The following is a 15,444-nucleotide window of genomic DNA, read 5'->3' as shown; positions in this document are numbered from 1 at the left end:
ACTCGTTATAATGTTTTAGCGATTGATTATTCCTTACACTGCACAGGTATTCTATGAGTCGTTCCGTCCGAGACAACCCGATCAACCTACCTTATCCGCCCAAAGCCGACTTCACCTTAGTCGAGGCCGAGCAGCGTATCGCCATATCGCAGGCAGCCATTGCTACTGGCTGTCGAAGTGGCGCTGCTGGTGAGTGTTTGCCGCAGGCGAGTACCATCTGCCCGCCGGTTAGCGCGATCGACATTGCCAAGATCGAGCAGCTGGTGCCGAGCAGCCTGTGCGCTTGAGCTTAAGGGCGCTGCGGCCGGCAAACTACGCTGAACCGCGCTAGCGGGTGCTGCCCGCTCAGGCTTCGCTTTAGCCGCGCTTGTGCTTGAGCATTAGGTGATAAGTGCAGTCTTCCTCTTCCTTGCGGTAGCCGGTGTTCCTCGGTATAGACAGCAGCGGCCAATAGCGGCAGCGCCGCGTTGTCGCGCGGCCGGTCGGTCACATGGATTCCAGTCATTTGGCGTGCTGTTCCCGAACCAAGCGGCGTATTGAGATTGTTAAGATCAAAGGCGGATGCAGTGCTTAGACGAACCTGTCTTATGCTATGGAGCCCCTAGGCGCCCAGCCAGTCCAAACAGGCCAATAACCAGGATTACTACCGCTACTATCACAAGGGCCCAGATGGTCTGTGTAAGTATTAGGGAATCGATCTCTACCAACGTCGCAAGGACCCCTTCAGCGGCTTGGGCCGCCCGACACGCCAACTTGAAGACGCAATCCGTCGCTATCTGGATGGTTATAATGTCAATCCTCGATTCTTTGTTTGGTGCAAATCAGCCGACCAAGTTCTCGCAAGCCTCAAACGATTTTGCATCAGAATTCAAGATATTTCTTGAAAATTATTATGAGCATGAATATCAATACCGATGCAATTGATGACGCCGTGCTGGCACTTCTTTACTTGACTTTGCATGATCGCAAACGGGCATGGAAAGGCTTTGATTGGGACACCCTGAACAGGCTCCATGAGCGGGGCCTTATTGATGACCCTGTCAACAAAGCGAAATCAGTTGTCCTTACTGAAGAAGGCCTGCGCCAGTCAGAACGACTATTTGAGAAGTATTTTACGGTTCACACCAAAAACCAAACATAATTCAACAAATTCTCATTCAGGACACTAGGAAGCGCTTTCATTACGCTCTTAAGAATGCCTGCAGCGCGGATTGAGCTTCGAAGCGCTGCAGGTCTTGCCATTGGCACATTCGTCGGCGTTACGCCAATTTTCGAAAACGCTTGGCATGCAAGCTGGACGAAGGCGGCATCCGGCCGCGATAATCATCCTTGGATCCGACCCGAAAGTAAGCCAATACCGGCCGGCTGAATCACTGCAGAAAGGTCGTATCGTCTTTGGGCTGCGGCGGAATCTTGATGGCGATTGCCTTTACCGGGCCGTTTGCCACGATAGTGCCTCCATGCGCAGTGCCCTTAGGGATGATGATCAAAGTGCCAGGCTTGAACTCCTTTCTTTCATTGCCCAGCCACATTGCACCGCTGCCCTCGACGATATACTGAATTTCGTCAGTTTTTGGGTGAAGGTGCTTGGCGACATTCCCGGATTGAAGGGCGACGGTGGCATTGTCCGTGTTGACCAGCATCCGGTTATGCATCTCGGGGTTGGGTGTTTCAGGCAAGTCGGCGTGCTTCAAAGCAAGCAGGTCGATCATTTGCGGGGCGAGCCCGTTCCCTTGGGCATGCGCAGCTGGAACTATTTCGTGAAGCAGCGGCGAAGCTGCGAGTCCAGCGCCGAATGCGATGGCGATAGCGGCAATGAACAAAGTCTTTTTGTAGCGCATGCTGATCTCCTCGATTGTGTTTTGTTTTTTGCGGGCGCTACGCCTGTCTGGCGAGGCCAGGTGTCACACTACCATTATTTACGCATAAACGCCTATTCGTGTAAGCGTTCAAGCACAATACATCCCTGTTATGAGCACACGTTAAATTCACCGCTTTAAAGGTATTGCTTAACATATCCACTCTTGAGCACGCGGACTATTGCGGCATGGCGCCGTACGATGGCAGAGGCGACTCCGGAAATTCGGACGGTTGGATAAGTGGAGGCCTTGCTTCACAATCTCAGTCGTGGGACTGAATACGGGAGCAAGAGCATGACGAAGAGAACAAGACGGAATCACTCAGGCAGCTTCAAGGCCAAGATGGCAGTAGCAGCACTGCGTCGCGATAAGACGCCCACCGAACTTGTAGAGCACTGCCAGGTGCATCAGACCCAGGTGACGGAATGGAAACGGCGACTGCTGGAGCGAGCTGCTGACGTATTCGACAGCACGGCTAACAGCAACGAGAACGAGCCGGACGTGAAAGTGCTGAATGCGAAGATAGGGCAGCAGGCGCTGGAATTCGATTTTTAGGGAGCGCGCTCACCAAAGCGGGATTGGTGAGCGCAAAGAAATGATTGACCGTAGCCACGCCTTGCCGCTGACCCGGCAATAAGTGGGGCCACCTCTCTATGGAGTTTCATTTAGCGATTGCCCAATCCTTTATGTTGCGCAGCAAACAGGGCTGCTTCCACCCGGCTTCGCACTTGAAGTTTCTGAAAGATATTCGAGACATAATGCTTGATCGTCTTTTCTGACAAGAACAGCGTCTCGGCGATTTCGCGGTTGGTCTGACCGGCGCTGATGCCAGTCAAAATCTGGCGCTCGCGCACCGTTAGTTCCTGCAGCGGGTCACTGGGCTTTTCGCTTGTCAGGGACACCAGCATGTCGGCTGCCAGGGATGGAGAGACATAGACCTCGCCGTTGGCGGCATTGCGAACGATTTGGGCTAGCTCGCTGGCGGATGTGCCCTTGAGTACATAGCCGCGCGCGCCGGCCTTCAGGGCGGCAAGGAGCTTGTCCTTGTCATCCCACATCGTCAGCATGAGAACCACCGTCGCCGGGCAAGCGGCGGTGACTTTTTCCGCCGTCATCAAGCCATCCCAGCCGGGCAGGCTAATGTCGAGCAGCATGACGTCCGGCAGCATGTCCTGTGCCATGGCCAATGCCTGTTCTCCCGATGCCGTTTCACCGATGACAGCCATGTCGGGTTCTGCGTTTAAGGAGCTCACAACGCCCTGCCTGAACAAGGGATGGTCATCAACCACCAGTACACGTAACTTTTCATTCATGTTAAACCTCCGGTACGGTAAGGGGTAGGCTGACCCGGACAGCGGTGCCTCGATTGAGTCCACTCTGTAGGTCGAACGACCCACCAAGCATTTCCACCCGATCCCGCATGCCGATCAAGCCGAGCCGCCCCTTATATGCTGCGGCAGCAGAATCGAACCCTGGGCCGTCATCACTGACCTCGATCAGCACTCGCTCGGCCTCCTGGGAAATCCTGACTCGTTGCCCTTTGCCTGCGGCATGCCGGTACCCGTTGGCGAGCGCCTCCTGCAGGATGCGGAAGAGCGCAATTCGTACGGGTACCGGCGCTGCCCGTTGTACATTATCGGCGTCAAGCGCGACCTCGATGCCGGTTTTGCCTTCGTAATCGCCGATCGCGCGCTTGGCGATGTCGATAATGCTCAGCGCGCTGATCTCTGGCAAGCGCAAGCCGGCGCAGATCGCGCGCAAATCCTTCAGCGCCGAGTCGATCGCCGCATTGATTGACTGGGTGTCCACGGCACGCGATTGACCAGTGGCAGCGCAACTGCAGCGGCTGCGCTCTTCGGCGATCGACCCAAACCGCATCAGGGCAAAGCTAAGATCCTGACCGGGGCCGTCATGCAAATCGGCCGAGATGCGCTTAAGGTAGCTCTCGTTGAGTTCGGTGGCGCCGGCTGCCGCACGCCATACGCGCTTGTGCAGCAGCTCGTTCTGGGCGGCGAGGTCGGTTAGCTGCTTTACCTTGTCATTTAAATCAGCCTGCTGTTGTTCGATTGTATGGCTACCGCGGCGAACGAGCAGGAACAGCAGCATGTACATGATTGCGATCACTGGGGCGACCACCAGCCAGCTCTGGCGCTTGGCGATAAAGGACTCGTGCATTACCTCGTCGACTGGCTGATAAAACTCGGCGGCAGCGATCACCGTTCCCTTGCCTAGCGCATGGATAGGGGTATAGGTTTCGACCAGCCGCGCAAATCGCGCAGCCTCACTGGCATTTTCCGCAAAGGCAAGGGGGCTGATCTCCGCATGGACATTGCCAGCCAGCGCCTCGCTCAACCCTTCCTCAATCGGAAATTGCTTGCCGATCATTGACGCGTCCGCGCTGTAGAGGATAGTGCCGTCCGGGCGCCAAATCTTGAAGGCGACAATGCGTTGGCCCAGCGATGTCTTGTTGAGCAGTTCGTCGAGCGCCTTACGGTTGGTGGGCGGCAAAGTGGACGAGGTGATCAGGCTTTGCACGTGAGGGGCGATCATGCTGTCGACATACATGCCGGTGACGCCGCCCATCCGGTGAACGACGCTTTCTTCTACTTGCTGGCCAATCAGCGAGCCGATGATGACCATGCCGCCGAGCAGGATGGGAAAGCACAGTAGCAAGAACTGTTGCGAAAGGCTCGCCTGTTTGAATCTAAACACTGTTCCTCCTGTTTTGTTTCTGCAGGGTACCACCGGCAAGCCTTCTATCTCAATATTCACGCGGGTATCCGACTAAAGTCTGAAGAACTCGAGCCTAAAGACGGAACAAAGTCCCACCCATCAGCCGTGGCACTTATGTTTCCTATTGAATATAGTTCTTTCCGGCAAATGTGTCGCTAAGCAGGCACGGCGCTCGGCGGATGATAACCAATCGGGATTAACAAAGATGAATATGAAATTAGGCAGTCTTATAGGCGCAGCCGCGCTGGTCATGACCACCCTGGCCCAAACTAGTTTTGCTGCGGACTCCAGCGGGTGTGAAGGCGGCGGCTTCCAAGTATTGGGGAAGAGCGGATCGCAAAGTGCGACGGTGTCGGCAAACCTGGTTGGCACTGTGTTTCGCGTGCAGGGCAAGTATGTGCAGTTCGATGTCGATGGGCCCACGTTTGGCATACGCAATTACATCCTGACCGGCGCGTCTAATGCGCTGGATATCACCGGCGGCGTGGCGACCCAGGTCTTCGAGAGTAAGATGCCGGACCATCGTGGGCTCGTACTGACAGAGGACGTCTCGGTTTCGCTCAGCAGCTCGGCCGACATTGTGCTTACCCGCTCTGGGCCGGGCGTCACCATGCGCATTCAGGCGAAGGATTGCGCCAATGGCGGCTTGTTCCAGATGGAAGTGGCGCGTGCGGATGAAACGAAGACCATGTTTACGCACGTGCTAGCGCAAAGCGCCTTCTACTTTGACAACCGCAATTTCCGCGACCGCGAAGGCGATCTGGTTCCTTATAAGGAAACTTATATCAAGGTAGGCCCGCGAATCAACTTCGGTAACGATTACTCGCGGAAGTTTGTCGGACGGGACAGCCCGCAATTCGCCGACCGCGTCGCCGAGCCACTCTGCACCAACAATATCCTTACGCGCACCGGAACCTATGCGAAAGTGCTGCATTGTGGCGGCGTGTCGCAGTGGTGGGTTGCCAGCGGCGGCCGGATGGGACAGGTAATGGGCCAGGATGCCACCGAGGTCGCTCCGCCTGCAACCGCCTGCACGCATAAATGCCAGGCGCAAAATCAGGTTCGCAGCGAATCTACCGTTCTCGGATTTCCCTTTCCGGTCGCGTCAGCCGACCGGCTGCAGCCACGGGCGGCGCAATAGCCGCAAAAGAAAGTCATTTGCCTACCTCTCTTTGTGTGTTTTTTCCGAGAGTCGGCCGGTCTTGTAGGCAAATGTACCGGGACGGCCTCAGGTAGGAGGTACAACACCTTGCAAGATTAGTGTTGTGCTTCCTGACCGAGGCCGCCCAGTAAAACAGGACCGATACTTGATTCTACCGATTGCACAGGCAACCATGACGCACTGACAAGATAGGGCGTTCCCCACAACCTGTTATTTTTAACGCGCCGCCAGATACAGGCAACGGATTGACCCGCCATCCAGCATATTGCATCAGCAAGGATGGCAACAGCCCTAATTCAAGGGCAAATCTATCGCCATGACCTTCACACCGTTACTATCCTTAAATGGGGCTTGGCAAAACATGTGCGGCCATCTATGGCATTGGCCTTTCCACTTGGAGATGGTTCATCGTGGCGCGAACCATTCTCCTGTTCGGCCTCACCCAATGCATGTGAGTAGCACATTTACTTACGAAGGCTTAGGAATACTTCTTTCAACGACTGGTTGCCAGCGCCCCAAAGGCAATCGCCACCAACGCCATGCTGCCCGGTTCCGGGACCTGGCCACTCGTCGCCTGGGTCAGAAAACCCCGAATCTCGCCGGCTGGAAATAGATTTTTATGAATATTAATATAAGCTGTTCTAGCTCCCAAGCCAGCAGCTAACGCGGCCTCTGCGCCAGCAGCAGTACCTCCATTGGCCGTGATAAATGCCTGATTCCAGGTTGCAGGTACTAATGTGTTGAATGTATTGTCATGCGCTCCGGCCGTTACACCTAGCTGAAATCCAACAAAGGTGGGCACCTGCGTCGCAACACCGGCGTTACCCGTACAAGGCGTTGCTAGACAACAGTGAATGTGCGATGCAGTCGTATTTCCTAGCAGTCCGGAAAACGTTTCATTGACCCGCGAGGTGTGGGCGGTCGCATCAAAGTCGACAATGGCAAACCCAGTGCCTGGCGATGCCACCGGCGGGCTTTCATTCGGACAGCTTAACTGAGCAGTGTAGGTGAGCGCCTGGCTGGCGCCAGCGGTCGCGAATAAACCGAAAAACATCAGCAAACGTCTAGAGCGTGATTTCCTAGCCATCCACCAATTCGACGCGCCAGAGGGTGGCGAGAACAACTGGCATGAGGCTTTAGACCAGATACCCTGGCCGGCTGGTACTGGCCAGGTCGGCCGCCCTGCAGAACTTGACAGAGGCGGGCGCAAAAATGTCTATCTCGATGCCGCCAGCGTGGCGCGCGCCGTGAAGCTGGGGAAGGGCAATCTCAGCGAGGGCATCAGGATTGCACTGAGCCGCGTGTAGCGGGGCCGCCGGCCGTAATGATCCGGTCCAGCGTTCCGTCCTCGAGAATCTGAATGAGGTAGCGTGCCAGCCCATCAACAGCGACTTGTTCCGCGTTTTTGTCATCCGTCGGGGTAACAAAAACTGATAACTCCAGTATGCCGTCGACGTCCGCGTCGCCCATCTCAATATCCACGGACCGGTTCTGCTTCAGGAATGCCTGCAGACTGTCATCGAGCATTTCCATGCAGGCGTCGCAGTAAGTACCAAGGTTAGGGTTGTTCCAGCCCTTGTCACACTGCACCTCGACGCTGTACCGGGAAAACGGCAAGTCCGGCGCCATGTCTGCAGCAACCTTTTCGCCCACCAGCAGGCCCCACGACGTTCTTAAAACCGCCCGCGCCGCATGGTTTTCCGCAATCAGTTCGGCGCGGTACTGGCCAAGCTTGGCACGGTGTTCGTCAGACGATGGCGAAGTGGTGGCGCTGTGGGCGGTCAGCATTTCTATATCCTCGTCCGTGCCGGCGTCGAGCGCTTTTAGCATTTCCTCGGGCAAGACCGATTGCGGCCACAGGTCGAAATCCAGCCCGCTTTTACGCAAGAAGGCGGCAATTTCAGCGCTGCTCAATATCGGCTGGTCCAAGAAAGCATTTTGCATCTGTTCATTTCCTAAAAATGGATGGTTTCGCTATATCTGGCAAGTCAAATCCAAGATGGTTCACGCCATCGCACCTAACGTGTTAGAGCCAAATGTAGAGATCGGCTGACCCAAAAACAAAAACGCCAGCGACAAGCTGGCGTTCTGATTTTCACACTGAAAGCGCCTCCCGGCGCAGCGGTGTTGACTTATATGAATTCAGCCATTACACGGACACGGGCCATTTGCTTGGCACTGACGCGGCCAGTTGCAGGCACAGCCTTGGCCATTGCCAGGGCATTGCCGATTACGCCCAGCCAGTCGCGCAGAGACAGACCCAGCTTGGCTGCTGCTTTCGTACCGGAGAACGAAGGAACGGAGACGCTGGAGGAGGTCAATACGGCGGTGCTCATGGTTTTTCCCTTTAGGTAAAAACGTTTCGATGAGACCAATATAGGCCTCGACACGGCACCTTTCCAATTGTGGTTCGTATTACCCGTTATCACTAAAACGAATAGGAACGGCAGGTGTTTCTGCCACATCAGGCCCAGGCAAACTCAGGGCGCATCACGCCCCTTCAACTCGTCCAAACGGTATCCAAAACCGTAGACGGGCGACAGACGGTAACCGTGCTCCGGGTTCAGCTTGAGCTTGGCGCGAACGCGCGATATATGCGTGTCGACGGTGCGGGACAGTTCTGGCGATATGCCCTTCCAGACTGAATCAATGATCGTGCTGCGCGAAATCGGCTGGCCAAGGCTACGGAAAAAGAGCAGCGCCAGTTCAAACTCCTTTTTCGTCATCTCTACGGGCTTACCTGAGATGGTGACGCGGTCGAAGCGGGATTCAAAGGCGTACGAGCCGAAGGTGTGCTTTTCTCCCTCTATCTGAGCTGGATAGGCCTGACGGAGCAGTACCGATACTCGTGTGGCCAGTTCCCCGCGCCGCAAAGGTCGCAACAAGTAATCGTCAGCGCCGGCGGCCAGCATGCCAAGGATCTGGTCTTCATCATGAGTGCCGGTAATACCGAGGATAGGGAGTGGCGCGGCAATCTTTGTTCGGACCTCTTGCACGATTCTGCGTTTGTCCTCGGCATTGTGCAGGCTCACGACCAATAGATGATAGGCATCGATAAAGAACTGCTTTAAAAACTCCGGCAGGCTCGTAAATGCGTGGCACTGGTAACGCCCCCGCGTGAGAATCTCGCACATAGACTTTGCTTGGGCAATATCTAAATCGAGGATGGCAATTTTCATGGCGGAGTAATGGCAGGTGAAATTGTTAAAAAGATGAATGATTTTCAACATTTCTACCAGTAAAGTAAATTACATTTCGTAACATATTTCAATTTTGCAACAGTTAAGCGAGAAATATGTTTCCGTTTCCTCTTGCCAAACCAGATATTTTCTCGTTCCTCTGGCTGCGGGCCTGGTGTATTGGTGCCGGTTTTTTCCCCCGCCTGTAATGCACTGGTTAGACGTCTGTGCTGCAAATAGGTGAACGCAATCATCGTCAATAACGCGTGATGATGTAGTCCCAGCCAGGATCGGCCCTCGTATTGGTCCAGGCCTAGTTCATCCTTGAGTTGCTGATGCGCCTGTTCGCATGCCCACCGGGCCTTGATGGCGCGTACCAGCGTCCTGCGCGGCGTATTAGGCGGATGATTGGTGAATTAATATTTGCACTTGCCGCTGGAGCGCGCTTCGCACACCAACTATGCAGCTTGCCCAGGAAGATGCTGCCCATGTGATACCAAGGTACCTTCAGCAACGCACACCCGCACGCAGGCAAACCGCGCGCTGAGCATGTCTTTGGTGCCGCAGCGCCACGAACAGCGCCGTAGCGCCTTGGAATCCAACATGTCAATCATATGCACCACCGACACGCTTGGTGTCGAAGGTTGTGGATATTTGGCACGCCCCCCAGCTCCAGGATTTGTAGCCTGCATACTAAGTTCTACATCAGCCGGATAGACCTTCTATGTCGGCTGCACACCTACTGCCCAACGTAGCCCTCGTTGCGTCAGCCCGGCACGAAATTCTGCGGAACTGCCATAGCCAGCATCGGCCAGGACCATGCCAAAGCGCACACTGTCCGCCAAGGCACTATCGATCTGCGCCAGTGCAATGTCGTCCTTGGTTTCAAACGAGATCGACTCGGGTACCTTGGATTCTGCACGACGCGCTTTGTCCTGCGCCCAGTCTTTAGGCAAGTACAGCCGCAAGGCAATTGGTACTGGCACCTCCTTTTTGGTACTGGCACCTGCGTTTGCGCCAAAGTGAGCGAGCCCAATACGTGGCAGTTCGCCTGCTTGCCCAGCACGCCGCAGTGCTGGCGCTTGACCCCGACCGAGTGTTTGCCCTGCTTGGGCAGCGCCGTGTCGTCCACGATCAGCACGGCGTCCTTGCCGCCCACCAGAGAGCGTCAGCCGGCTAACGCAGCACCCGTTCCAAAGGGGCGGTGGACCAAGGCGAGGTCGACACAAAGTGGTGGAGTTGCTGCGTTTGCCCAGGGCACGCATGTTCGGTCATTGGCTCAACACTCTTGCGGGCCCCGAGACCCAAAAGTCCCTGCAAATAGAGCGGCGCCCAGCAATGTCGCTCGGAACGCTAAAAAACCGCTAAGAATGGTTTAAGCCATTGCTGAAAATCCTCATGCCAGTCCGTCCGACAGGAATCACGGTATCCATGAATATCCTTCCAGACAGCAGCCATATTCAGAAATTCTACGTCTTCACATGGCAGAGTAGTACTGGTTATTTGATCTTGCCGGTTGAGACAAGGCCACCGCACAGGAAAAAGCCTGTCGCGTGATTCGTCTCTTGAGGTTGCAACAAGCACTGGGAGATGTTTCTCCGTGAACTAACCTATGTTGAACATCGTATCGAGATTCATCAGCCCATCGAATTCTATTGTTGATAGTTTGGAAATATCTACAGGAGCGTTATCGTTTTCAGCCTGACGAGCGTTGGATACTGCAGCAACCATATTGCCTGCTTGCGCTGGCATCTGCATATGGGAGGGCGACGATTCATGCACCTGCTCCGGTACGGTTGAGGTAAATGGCGCCCATGCAGGCTTAAGGGTCGACGCGACTGGAGGGGCTTCCTGTTTATCCTGTTCCACAACCGCTGGCAGATTGATAGCCACCTCCGATGGTACTTCGTTGTTGGACTCGCTCCGCGGAGAAGCTGCCTGGGGTGGATTTTTCGGAGTAGCAGTTGGGTTCTCATTATCGTCTACTGTAGCAACAGGAATCGCTGAGCGTCGAGTGGATTTGGGCGGAGAAGTGACTCGCTTGCGTGCAGGAACGCGCCCTGTGCGCGCCATTTCTGTCCGACGGCGGCTTTGAGCCACGCCGCCGGGTCCACTGATCGCCTTTTCCAGCGCCTCACCAAGCGTGTCATTTTGGACATGCTCCAAGTACCATTGGTAAAAGACCGCCCTAATGGCGGGGGTTTCTACACCCATAGGTAGGCTTGCCAGGAATTCCAGCAGGCCCGGGCAGCGTTCTTCCTGAACTTCGATTCCGATCCGCCTGTGTGTCTCATTTGGATCGTATTGTTTGATGTACCGAGCCATTGGCTGCTCCTCAACTGTTTGAATTACTGACAGCGCATTGCACAGACAGCACGTCGCTTGCAACTGAACGCAGTCGGCTAATTTGAAATAATGTCAAGGCGTTCACCTGCATTAACGTTGTACTTGAATCCGATATCAGGATAGGTCTAGCCATTTGCCACCACCTTTTCCTTAACCGTGATGGCTGCCGCACGTTTGAGAAGTTGACCTTTCCCATATCTGCAAAACCCTTCCGCAACTGCCATTCGTGGCTCAGGCAGAAGCATGATGTGAGGCCATTGCTTAAGCAGGCTGTCGTAAATAATTGGGGCACCGCCTCCGGCAAGCAGAATCCCGTCGACAGTTGCCGCCTCAGCCGCAAGCAGATCGTTTGTCTTGGTCATAATCTTGCTGACCACAACTTCGGCTGCTTCAGCTACCTCGTCGGCAATTGACTTCACACCAAAATGCCGTATTTTTTTCGTTCTCAGCGCGTCTTCACAAGCAACCGGGGAGGCGTCTATACCTTTGGCCGACAAAATACGGCCGAGTTGCTCCGCTGCCAGAAATATGCCTTCGCAAGATTCAGACTTGCGATCGATATGGACGCCTTCCTTCATCAACAAGAAATCGGTCGTGAAATGCCCTACGTCGATGACGGCCCAGGACTTCTTACGACCGATTTCATCAATCATATTTTCTGAAATCGGGTATCCCTTTTTGTTCAGAAAAAACGATAGAAATGCGCCCATTGGTTGCGACAACGCTTTTACATCGGCATTAGGTGCTGCTTTTCGGGTGAGTTCCTCAAGCCGCTCACGTTGCTTGCCATAGAGAGCAGCAGGCGTGCCTACCAGGATATAAGGGGATTCGAGTCCCGTTACCCCTATGCGAGCAAGGCGCTTCAAGGTCGATAGGACGAGCGCCTGATAGGCTTGGGTTTCAGTCCAGTCGTGTGAAAGTCCTGCGGATGAAGTAACGCCTCCCTGAAGACGTGCAGTATCACCAGTGAAGTAGCTTCTACCTTCCACAACGATCGTCTCGGGTTCTGCAGTACGAATCGAATTTTCGTCACTTAACATGATCGCGTGGCAGACCAGCGATGGGAAGGTCAGCTCAAATTCCTGCCCTTTGGCAAAGGCCCTTGCCTTGACGGCGCTTCGGCCAACGTCGAGTCCGATGATGGTTTGACCGTGCATTGATATTTCCTATGTAAGAAGTTGAGATAAGAGGTGAGGGTTCGGACTCCACTGCAGGTATTGGAGAAGAGCCAGTGCACACTACTAATTACTGGCTCCGTGCCGTGTCCCGTGTGCGACATGCCGTGTCCCGTGTGCCTCGCGCCGTGTGTCACACGCCGTGTGGCACCTCCTCATCACCGAACGAATGATACGATACCTAACTAAAATTGACAATTCACAACATAAATAATCATAATCTACGGGAATCTTTGCATAGTTCCGATCCCCTCCTAACCCTTACTTAAACTATGGCGTTCCGACCCCCCCGCAACCTTGATGAAATCATGGCTCTCGTTCTCGAAGTCGAGGCCACCGCAAACACCCTCGTTGAACTCGTCATCCAGATCGATATCCAACTCGCCAAAATCGATGAAGCACTAGGTAAACTACAGCCTTGGAAGAGCGGAAAACTGCGCATTCAGTGGTGGAAAAAACGCGGAAAACTTGTTCCTTCTGTGGTGAAATGGATTTATGGAAGGACCGGTTTGTGGCGGGCTGAACGCGTCAAGTTGGAGTCGCTAGTCCTGGTCGTGAAAACGTCACATGAATGGCGAGCGGACTCACCAGTGGTCAAGGACCTCATGCGGATGAGCAAAACACTCCTCGTGCTTCGCGCCAGGGCATTGGGCAAGATTCAGAACTTCAAGATGACTGAAGCGCTAAGCACATCCAATCAGGTAGAACTGGTGGCCATGAACGCGAATCTAGACGGGCTTCTCCAAGCCTTGGAGAACCGAACAGATAGTCCCGACTCCGAGCCCGGTCGTTCCTCTGCTGTCTTGCTCGAAATGCTTCCTGAGGACGACTGACTTCCACTGAGTCCTCTCTTTTCTCTTTCCCTTTCACAATCTCCCGGCCGGGTCTGCCTCATAGACCTGGCAGTCATCCTGACCTGTATCAAAATGGTCATGACTGGCTGGCGCCCGAGACTGACTGGTTAGGCTCCCGGCGGGCTTGGCCAACCTGACCCGTGTCAGAAGGTCCTGGACTGTTCCGCTCCTGCGGAGTGGAGCTTGCCTCATTGGGCTAATCGATCTGCATCACCCGTCTTTCTTTGCCTGGGGAAGTAGGCGTTGGCATCCCAGTACTGCCTGTCGGGAAAGTTGCTTGTGCCGGATGCGTAGATGACTGACTTGTCCATGTGGCGCCAGTGCTGGCCAGCGTTCGGAGCTTCTTTTTCTTCTTGGTCACTTGGCTGCCTTACCTACTTGCGCACGCGGGCGAACTTCCGGCCGGTGATGGCTTTGCGACCTGGTCGAGCGTCAGAACCGGACTTGACCTGGCCAGGCTCCGATCCAGTTCCTTCTATTGACGGCCTACCGTTGTCCATCTTATTCCTTGCTCCTAAATCAACTGCGTTTCCCCATCCGCTCAACAAGCTGACCTGTGTCATAAGCCCTTGCTCCAGGGTAGGGCAGCGGCGGCGGCTGGCTCGGGGTCGGCTTTGCTTGTTCCGGATGCGAGGACAGGCAATCGAGGGGATAAAGATGCGGGCCGGCCCGGCTCTTGTCCGTCCTGGGGAGACGATCAGTTTTTTGTGTACGAGGCCGGTTTAGTTGACAGCGTTGGTGAAGCGCTCGCCGAATATCATCGCGAGTGGATTGGCCGCTTGCTTCCATGTCTACGGTGGCATCTTCCAGTCTTTTTCAATGTTGCGCAAGGCCAGAAACAGCAGCTTCGTAGCGGCCTCGTGGCTGGGGAAGTGGCCTTGGTTCTTGACGATCTTGCGCAGGCGCATATGCAAGCTTTCGATGGCATTGGTCGTATAGATGATCTTTCTAACCACAGGCGGATACACAAAGAATGGAATGACTTGTTGCCATTGGCGTTGCTACATCACCGCCACGGTCGGGAATTGGCTTCCCATGACCCGGCAGCAAATGCGTCCAGCGCCGCAGCGGCCATATCCGCATTGGCCACTTGGTAGATCGGCTTGAGCGCCGCTGCCAGTTCCTTACGGTCTTTCCATGCGGCCAACGTCGTCGAGTTGCGGATCAGATGCACAATGCAGGTTTGGATCTGGGCCTGCGGATAGACTGCCTCGATCGCTTCCGGGAAGCCGCGCAGACCGTCGCCCACCGCAATGTGGATGTCGTGCAAACCCGGTTCTTCAAGTCGGTTGAACACCTTGAGCCAGAACTTGGCGCCCTCAGTTTGTTCAATCCACAATCCCAGTACTTCCTTGCGCCCATTGGCGCGCACGCCCAGTGCCAGGTATACCGCCTTGTTCTTGACCGTTCCTTCATCGCGGATCTTCAGGCGCAATGCATTGAAGTACACGATCAGATACATCGGCTCCAGCGGCCGCTTTGCCATTGCGCGACTTCCTCGATCACTTCGTCGGTGATGGTGGAAATCAGGTCCGGCGAGACCGCCGAGCCATACAACTCCAGCAGGTGGCCCTGGATCTCCCGTACCGTCATGCCACGGGCGTATATGCTGATGACATGATCGTCAAAGCCAGGCATGCGCCGCTGGTACTTGGCTACCAGCGTGGGTTCAAAGCTCGATAGCCGGTCGCGCGGCACATCGAGTTGTAGTTCGCCGCCGGGCGCCAGTACCGTTTTGGGTAACGTGCCGTTGGGATGATTTTTACTGGCTTGCTCTTCCTGTGCCAGGTGGTGAGTCAGTTCAGCCGACGGTGGACCGGTGCCGAACGGTCCGAGCAAAACTGGAAAGCCATCTGACGGAGGCCGCGGCAATCTCTTACCAAAGTCACCGCCGCCGCCCGCAAAAGGCAAATAAGCGACCTCGTGATCGATGGTTTCCCCATTTTGCAAGCACTACTCGGCGCGGCATGAATGCAATCAGAGCCGCGTCGACGAGTGACGGATCAGGTAAGTCCTGACCAGTCAGCATAAAATGCAACAATCAATCCATCCCTGTCCAGCCTCTCTATTCTGGCTTCGGCTACCTCCCAGCCGACTCCACCGACCGCTCCGTCTCCTCTAACCCCCCTTTATTTT

At 55.0% G+C, this 15,444-nt stretch carries 15 protein-coding genes and 3 pseudogenes; 7 read left to right on the top strand and 11 right to left on the bottom strand.

The genetic code is table 11. The features are described from left to right. Nucleotides 1-53 precede the first annotated feature (53 nt). The 3 genes and pseudogenes from KTQ42_RS23120 (at nucleotide 54) to KTQ42_RS23115 (ending at nucleotide 1,141) form a co-directional block, all read left to right on the top strand. Nucleotides 54-287 (top strand): hypothetical protein, encoded by a 234-nt coding sequence (locus tag KTQ42_RS23120; RefSeq protein ID WP_217347963.1) that lies wholly within the window; start codon nucleotides 54-56, stop codon nucleotides 285-287. Between the two features lie 465 nt (nucleotides 288-752). After that, a pseudogene (locus KTQ42_RS24170) lies at nucleotides 753-884 on the top strand (IS630 family transposase); the annotation flags it as partial. Nucleotides 885-898: 14 nt separating this feature from the next. Beyond that, entirely contained in the window at nucleotides 899-1,141 is a 243-nt protein-coding gene (locus KTQ42_RS23115; protein WP_217347962.1) for a DUF6429 family protein, read from the top strand. 229 nt (nucleotides 1,142-1,370) lie between these two features. On the opposite strand, the gene KTQ42_RS23110 is transcribed toward KTQ42_RS23115, so the two are convergent. Next, entirely contained in the window at nucleotides 1,371-1,841 is a 471-nt protein-coding gene (locus KTQ42_RS23110; protein WP_217347961.1) for a cupin domain-containing protein, read from the bottom strand. Between the two features lie 312 nt (nucleotides 1,842-2,153). Between KTQ42_RS23110 and KTQ42_RS23105 the strand changes: the two genes are divergently transcribed. Continuing rightward, nucleotides 2,154-2,414 (top strand): hypothetical protein, encoded by a 261-nt coding sequence (locus tag KTQ42_RS23105; RefSeq protein ID WP_217347960.1) that lies wholly within the window; start codon nucleotides 2,154-2,156, stop codon nucleotides 2,412-2,414. 110 nt (nucleotides 2,415-2,524) lie between these two features. On the opposite strand, the gene KTQ42_RS23100 is transcribed toward KTQ42_RS23105, so the two are convergent. After that, nucleotides 2,525-3,172 (bottom strand): response regulator transcription factor, encoded by a 648-nt coding sequence (locus tag KTQ42_RS23100; protein WP_217347959.1) that lies wholly within the window; start codon nucleotides 3,170-3,172, stop codon nucleotides 2,525-2,527. A 1-nt stretch (nucleotide 3,173) separates the two neighbouring features. Further along, the gene (locus KTQ42_RS24390) at nucleotides 3,174-4,631 is read right to left on the bottom strand and encodes a sensor histidine kinase (RefSeq protein WP_217347958.1); all 1,458 of its coding nucleotides are present in this window, start codon (nucleotides 4,629-4,631) and stop codon (nucleotides 3,174-3,176) included. Nucleotides 4,632-4,797: 166 nt separating this feature from the next. Here KTQ42_RS24390 and KTQ42_RS23090 point away from each other — a divergent pair, with 166 nt between their 5' ends. Beyond that, on the top strand, nucleotides 4,798-5,733 hold the full coding sequence (locus KTQ42_RS23090) for a hypothetical protein (protein WP_249223072.1): 936 nt from the start codon (nucleotides 4,798-4,800) through the stop codon (nucleotides 5,731-5,733). Between the two features lie 514 nt (nucleotides 5,734-6,247). Here KTQ42_RS23090 and KTQ42_RS23085 read toward each other — a convergent pair. Then, nucleotides 6,248-6,808 carry a CHRD domain-containing protein gene (locus tag KTQ42_RS23085; RefSeq protein WP_217347957.1) on the bottom strand — a complete coding sequence of 187 codons (561 nt, stop codon included), beginning with the start codon at nucleotides 6,806-6,808 and terminating at the stop codon, nucleotides 6,248-6,250. Between KTQ42_RS23085 and KTQ42_RS23080 the strand changes: the two genes are divergently transcribed. Beyond that, nucleotides 6,762-7,061: a hypothetical protein gene (locus tag KTQ42_RS23080; RefSeq protein ID WP_217348115.1), complete on the top strand. Its 300-nt coding sequence runs from the start codon at nucleotides 6,762-6,764 to the stop codon at nucleotides 7,059-7,061. The genes KTQ42_RS23085 and KTQ42_RS23080 overlap by 47 nt on opposite strands. On the opposite strand, the gene KTQ42_RS23075 is transcribed toward KTQ42_RS23080, so the two are convergent. The 6 genes and pseudogenes from KTQ42_RS23075 to KTQ42_RS23050 form a co-directional block, all read right to left on the bottom strand. Beyond that, nucleotides 7,036-7,698: a hypothetical protein gene (locus KTQ42_RS23075; protein WP_217347956.1), complete on the bottom strand. Its 663-nt coding sequence runs from the start codon at nucleotides 7,696-7,698 to the stop codon at nucleotides 7,036-7,038. The two genes, KTQ42_RS23080 and KTQ42_RS23075, sit on opposite strands and share 26 nt — an antisense overlap. Before the next feature lie 188 nt (nucleotides 7,699-7,886). Beyond that, nucleotides 7,887-8,090, bottom strand: coding sequence for a hypothetical protein (locus tag KTQ42_RS23070; protein WP_217347955.1), 204 nt, complete (start codon nucleotides 8,088-8,090; stop codon nucleotides 7,887-7,889). Nucleotides 8,091-8,234: 144 nt separating this feature from the next. Then, nucleotides 8,235-8,984: a response regulator transcription factor gene (locus tag KTQ42_RS23065; RefSeq protein ID WP_217347954.1), complete on the bottom strand. Its 750-nt coding sequence runs from the start codon at nucleotides 8,982-8,984 to the stop codon at nucleotides 8,235-8,237. Nucleotides 8,985-8,986: 2 nt separating this feature from the next. Then, nucleotides 8,987-10,391 (bottom strand): annotated as a pseudogene (locus KTQ42_RS23060) (IS701 family transposase). Nucleotides 10,392-10,538: 147 nt separating this feature from the next. Next, on the bottom strand, nucleotides 10,539-11,258 hold the full coding sequence (locus tag KTQ42_RS23055; RefSeq protein ID WP_217347953.1) for a hypothetical protein: 720 nt from the start codon (nucleotides 11,256-11,258) through the stop codon (nucleotides 10,539-10,541). 146 nt (nucleotides 11,259-11,404) lie between these two features. Further along, nucleotides 11,405-12,436: a ParM/StbA family protein gene (locus tag KTQ42_RS23050; RefSeq protein WP_217347952.1), complete on the bottom strand. Its 1,032-nt coding sequence runs from the start codon at nucleotides 12,434-12,436 to the stop codon at nucleotides 11,405-11,407. Nucleotides 12,437-12,762: 326 nt separating this feature from the next. Between KTQ42_RS23050 and KTQ42_RS23045 the strand changes: the two genes are divergently transcribed. Continuing rightward, entirely contained in the window at nucleotides 12,763-13,287 is a 525-nt protein-coding gene (locus KTQ42_RS23045; protein ID WP_217347951.1) for a hypothetical protein, read from the top strand. Nucleotides 13,288-14,030: 743 nt separating this feature from the next. Here KTQ42_RS23045 and KTQ42_RS23040 read toward each other — a convergent pair. Further along, nucleotides 14,031-15,114 (bottom strand): annotated as a pseudogene (locus tag KTQ42_RS23040) (IS256 family transposase); the annotation flags it as partial. Nucleotides 15,115-15,444: the final 330 nt, after the last annotated feature.

It is taken from the genome of Noviherbaspirillum sp. L7-7A (genome assembly GCF_019052805.1).
Classification (GTDB): Bacteria; Pseudomonadota; Gammaproteobacteria; order Burkholderiales; family Burkholderiaceae_D; genus Noviherbaspirillum_A.
Note: the sequence above shows the minus strand (reverse complement) of the source record. Positions and strands in the feature narration are given on the sequence as shown.

Excerpts from the sequence above, each read along its gene's own strand:
- KTQ42_RS23120 (WP_217347963.1), top strand. The coding sequence starts at position 54 with ATGAGTCGTTCCGTCCGAGACAACCCGATCAACCTACCTTATCCGCCC.
- KTQ42_RS23115 (WP_217347962.1), top strand. The coding sequence starts at position 899 with ATGAATATCAATACCGATGCAATTGATGACGCCGTGCTGGCACTTCTT.
- KTQ42_RS23110 (WP_217347961.1), bottom strand. The coding sequence starts at position 1,841 with ATGCGCTACAAAAAGACTTTGTTCATTGCCGCTATCGCCATCGCATTC.
- KTQ42_RS23105 (WP_217347960.1), top strand. The coding sequence starts at position 2,154 with ATGACGAAGAGAACAAGACGGAATCACTCAGGCAGCTTCAAGGCCAAG.
- KTQ42_RS23100 (WP_217347959.1), bottom strand. The coding sequence starts at position 3,172 with ATGAATGAAAAGTTACGTGTACTGGTGGTTGATGACCATCCCTTGTTC.
- KTQ42_RS23090 (WP_249223072.1), top strand. The coding sequence starts at position 4,798 with ATGAATATGAAATTAGGCAGTCTTATAGGCGCAGCCGCGCTGGTCATG.
- KTQ42_RS23085 (WP_217347957.1), bottom strand. The coding sequence starts at position 6,808 with ATGTTTTTCGGTTTATTCGCGACCGCTGGCGCCAGCCAGGCGCTCACC.
- KTQ42_RS23075 (WP_217347956.1), bottom strand. The coding sequence starts at position 7,698 with ATGCAAAATGCTTTCTTGGACCAGCCGATATTGAGCAGCGCTGAAATT.
- KTQ42_RS23070 (WP_217347955.1), bottom strand. The coding sequence starts at position 8,090 with ATGAGCACCGCCGTATTGACCTCCTCCAGCGTCTCCGTTCCTTCGTTC.
- KTQ42_RS23065 (WP_217347954.1), bottom strand. The coding sequence starts at position 8,984 with ATGTTGAAAATCATTCATCTTTTTAACAATTTCACCTGCCATTACTCC.
- KTQ42_RS23055 (WP_217347953.1), bottom strand. The coding sequence starts at position 11,258 with ATGGCTCGGTACATCAAACAATACGATCCAAATGAGACACACAGGCGG.
- KTQ42_RS23050 (WP_217347952.1), bottom strand. The coding sequence starts at position 12,436 with ATGCACGGTCAAACCATCATCGGACTCGACGTTGGCCGAAGCGCCGTC.
- KTQ42_RS23045 (WP_217347951.1), top strand. The coding sequence starts at position 12,763 with ATGGCTCTCGTTCTCGAAGTCGAGGCCACCGCAAACACCCTCGTTGAA.